At 47.3% G+C, this 2,681-nt stretch carries 3 protein-coding genes, 1 tRNA gene and 1 pseudogene; all 5 read left to right on the top strand.

From position 1 onward, the window contains the following. Positions 1–307: 307 nt before the first annotated feature. The gene (gene radC / locus Q0072_RS15950) at positions 308–991 is read left to right on the top strand and encodes a DNA repair protein RadC (protein WP_298332111.1); all 684 of its coding nucleotides are present in this window, start codon (positions 308–310) and stop codon (positions 989–991) included. Positions 992–1,132: 141 nt separating this feature from the next. Then, positions 1,133–1,209, top strand: a tRNA-Trp gene (locus Q0072_RS15955). Between the two features lie 142 nt (positions 1,210–1,351). Beyond that, positions 1,352–1,738, top strand: a complete 387-nt coding sequence (secE, locus tag Q0072_RS15960; protein ID WP_298332114.1) for a preprotein translocase subunit SecE — start codon at positions 1,352–1,354, stop codon at positions 1,736–1,738. 57 nt (positions 1,739–1,795) lie between these two features. Further along, positions 1,796–2,329: a transcription termination/antitermination protein NusG gene (gene nusG, locus Q0072_RS15965; RefSeq protein WP_366941833.1), complete on the top strand. Its 534-nt coding sequence runs from the start codon at positions 1,796–1,798 to the stop codon at positions 2,327–2,329. A 221-nt stretch (positions 2,330–2,550) separates the two neighbouring features. Next, positions 2,551–2,681, top strand: a pseudogene (gene rplK / locus Q0072_RS15970) (50S ribosomal protein L11); the annotation flags it as partial.

Raw genomic sequence — 2,681 nt, forward strand, 5'->3', positions numbered from 1 at the left:
AGCATTTTTGCTTGGGTCGATTTGCCAGATCCTTCTGTACCCTCAAAAGTTATAAAATAATTAGACATTAGATTATTTTAAAAAATATTGACCCAATCTATAGGACGCATTATGTCATAAAAATATTTAAAAAATAAAACAAAAAAATGATTGATAATTTTGCCCGTTTTATTTTTTTGGAATTTTTTTATTTAAATTAAAAATTAATTTATAAATATAATTTTATTAAAAAATAAATTATAAATGTTTTGTTAATTAAATCTGTATTAAAATTATAATTGAAAAAATTTTAGCTTTTTAATTTTTTATGGAAAACAAAAAAGATTATTATATTGGTCACAGAAAAAGATTAAAAGACAGATTTGTCAAAATTGGTTCTAAAGCTCTTGAGGATTATGAGATATTAGAATTGATTCTATTTTTTGTTATAAAAAGGAAAGACACAAAGACTATTGCTAAAAGTCTTATAAAGCGATTTGGTGATATAGGATCTATCTTGGCTTCTGAAGATAAATTACTAAAAGAAATAGAGGGAGTTGGTGATCAAGTAGTGCATTTTTTTAGGGTGATAAAAGAAATTCACCAAAGACAGATGCGTAACAAAATTATAAAAAAGCCAATACTAAATTGTCTTAGTGATGTTATAGATTATTGTTCCTTAAAAATGTCTAACAGTAAAAGGGAGCATTTAAGGCTTCTATTTTTAAATCAAAAAAATAAGCTTATTATTGATGAGGTTCATCAGGTTGGTACGGTAAATCAGGTTAAGTTTTACCCAAGGGAAGTTATAGAAAGGGCTTTAGATCTTGGGGCAACATCATTGATTATGGTGCATAATCATCCTAGCGGTGATCCAGAACCATCTGAATCTGATGTGAAAGTTACAAAGCAAGTATACATAGCTTGTGATAGCTTAGGACTAGTTTTGCACGATCATTTTATAATAGGTAGAAATTCATATGCATCAATGAAAGATTTAGGCTACATTTAAATATCATCATAATTCTTTTTTGGTTTTTGTTATTGTATAAGTCTAAGCGAATTAATTTGATTGTTTAAAAAAAATTGTATATGTTATGTCTTATGCTCAATTGCTATATTTTGAAGATGTTTTTTTCAAAATGTTATTTTTAGGAGTGTAGCTCAATTGGCTAGAGCGTCGGTCTCCAAAACCGAAGGTTGGGGGTTCGAGACCCTCTGCCCCTGCCAGCAGTCGCTGATCACGACGGTTGGTACCCTGGCAACAAGCATCGGCCCGCGAGAGTGATCTCAGCGGGCCTTGCTGCTGATGGCTACGGCCTGATGTGGCGCCCGAACAGCCGCCTTCGCAGCGGCGCGTGAAAGTGAAGTGATGGCGAATCCTCCCCAAGTCGAGACGGTGACGAGCGGCGCCGACAAGGCCAAGCTCGCAGCAGCGGTGCTGCTGTTGATCGGCGGTCTGGCGGCTTACTACGGTCTGGCCGGCAAGGGCCCGCTGATGCAGTGGGCCTCGTTGATCGTGCTGCTGGCAGCCGGTGTGGCGGCGTTCTTCACCTCCGAGCACGGCAAGTCGCTGATCGCCTACGGGCGCGACTCGGTTCGCGAGGTCAAGAAGGTCGTGTGGCCGACCCGCAAGGAAGCCACGCAGATGACGGGCTATGTGTTTGCCTTCGTCGTCGTGATGGCCCTGTTCCTGTGGCTGACCGACAAGACGCTGGAATGGGTGCTGTACGACCTCATCCTGGGCTGGAAGCGCTGATCGCAAGGAATTTCGATGTCTGAAGAACAAGTCGTCACGTCCGAAGCCCCCGCGGGTCTGCCCAAGCGCTGGTACGTCGTCCATGCCTACTCGGGCATGGAGAAGGCCGTCGAGCGCAACCTGCGCGAGCGCATCGACCGCGCCGGCATGCAGGACAAGTTCGGCCGCATCCTGGTGCCGACCGAAGAAGTCGTCGAGCTCAAGAATGGCAAGAAGGCCGTGACCGAGCGCCGCTTCTTCCCCGGTTACGTGCTGGTCGAGATGGTGATGGATGACGACTCCTGGCACCTGGTGAAGCACACGTCCAAGGTGACGGGTTTCGTCGGTGGCGCCAAGAACCGCCCGGCCCCGATCTCCGAGGCCGAGGTCATGAAGATCGTCAACCAGATGCAGGAAGGCGTGGAGAAGCCGCGCCCGAAGGTCGAGTGGACGGTCGGCGAGATCGTGCGCGTGAAGGAAGGCCCCTTCACCGACTTCAACGGCTCGGTCGAGGAAGTCAACTACGACAAGTCCAAGGTGCGGGTGTCGGTCACGATCTTCGGTCGTGCCACGCCGGTGGAACTGGACTTCGCCCAGGTCGAGAAGGTTTAACGGTTCCGGCCTTCGGGGCCTGTGGTTGCGGGGCGCGAGCCCCGACAACAGCAGTTCCTGGCTAGAATCGCGGGTTTGGCCGACGTCCCCAACGTCGGCCCGTGACCAGTCTGCAACGAGAGGCAGGCAAGAGGAGCAAAGGTAAGGGGCCTGTCCCCAAGTCCGATGCGCTAGCACTCAGGTGATGTCGCAGGCCGCGGTGTCACTGGATTGGAGAAAACATGGCCAAGAAAATTGTCGGCTTCATCAAGCTGCAAATTCCGGCCGGCAAGGCAAATCCTTCGCCGCCGGTGGGTCCCGCGCTGGGTCAGCGTGGCCTGAACATCATGGAGTTCTGCAAGGCGTTCAACGC

Origin of the sequence: Asticcacaulis sp., from assembly GCF_027484505.1 — a bacterium.
Lineage (GTDB): Bacteria > Pseudomonadota > Alphaproteobacteria > Caulobacterales > Caulobacteraceae > Asticcacaulis.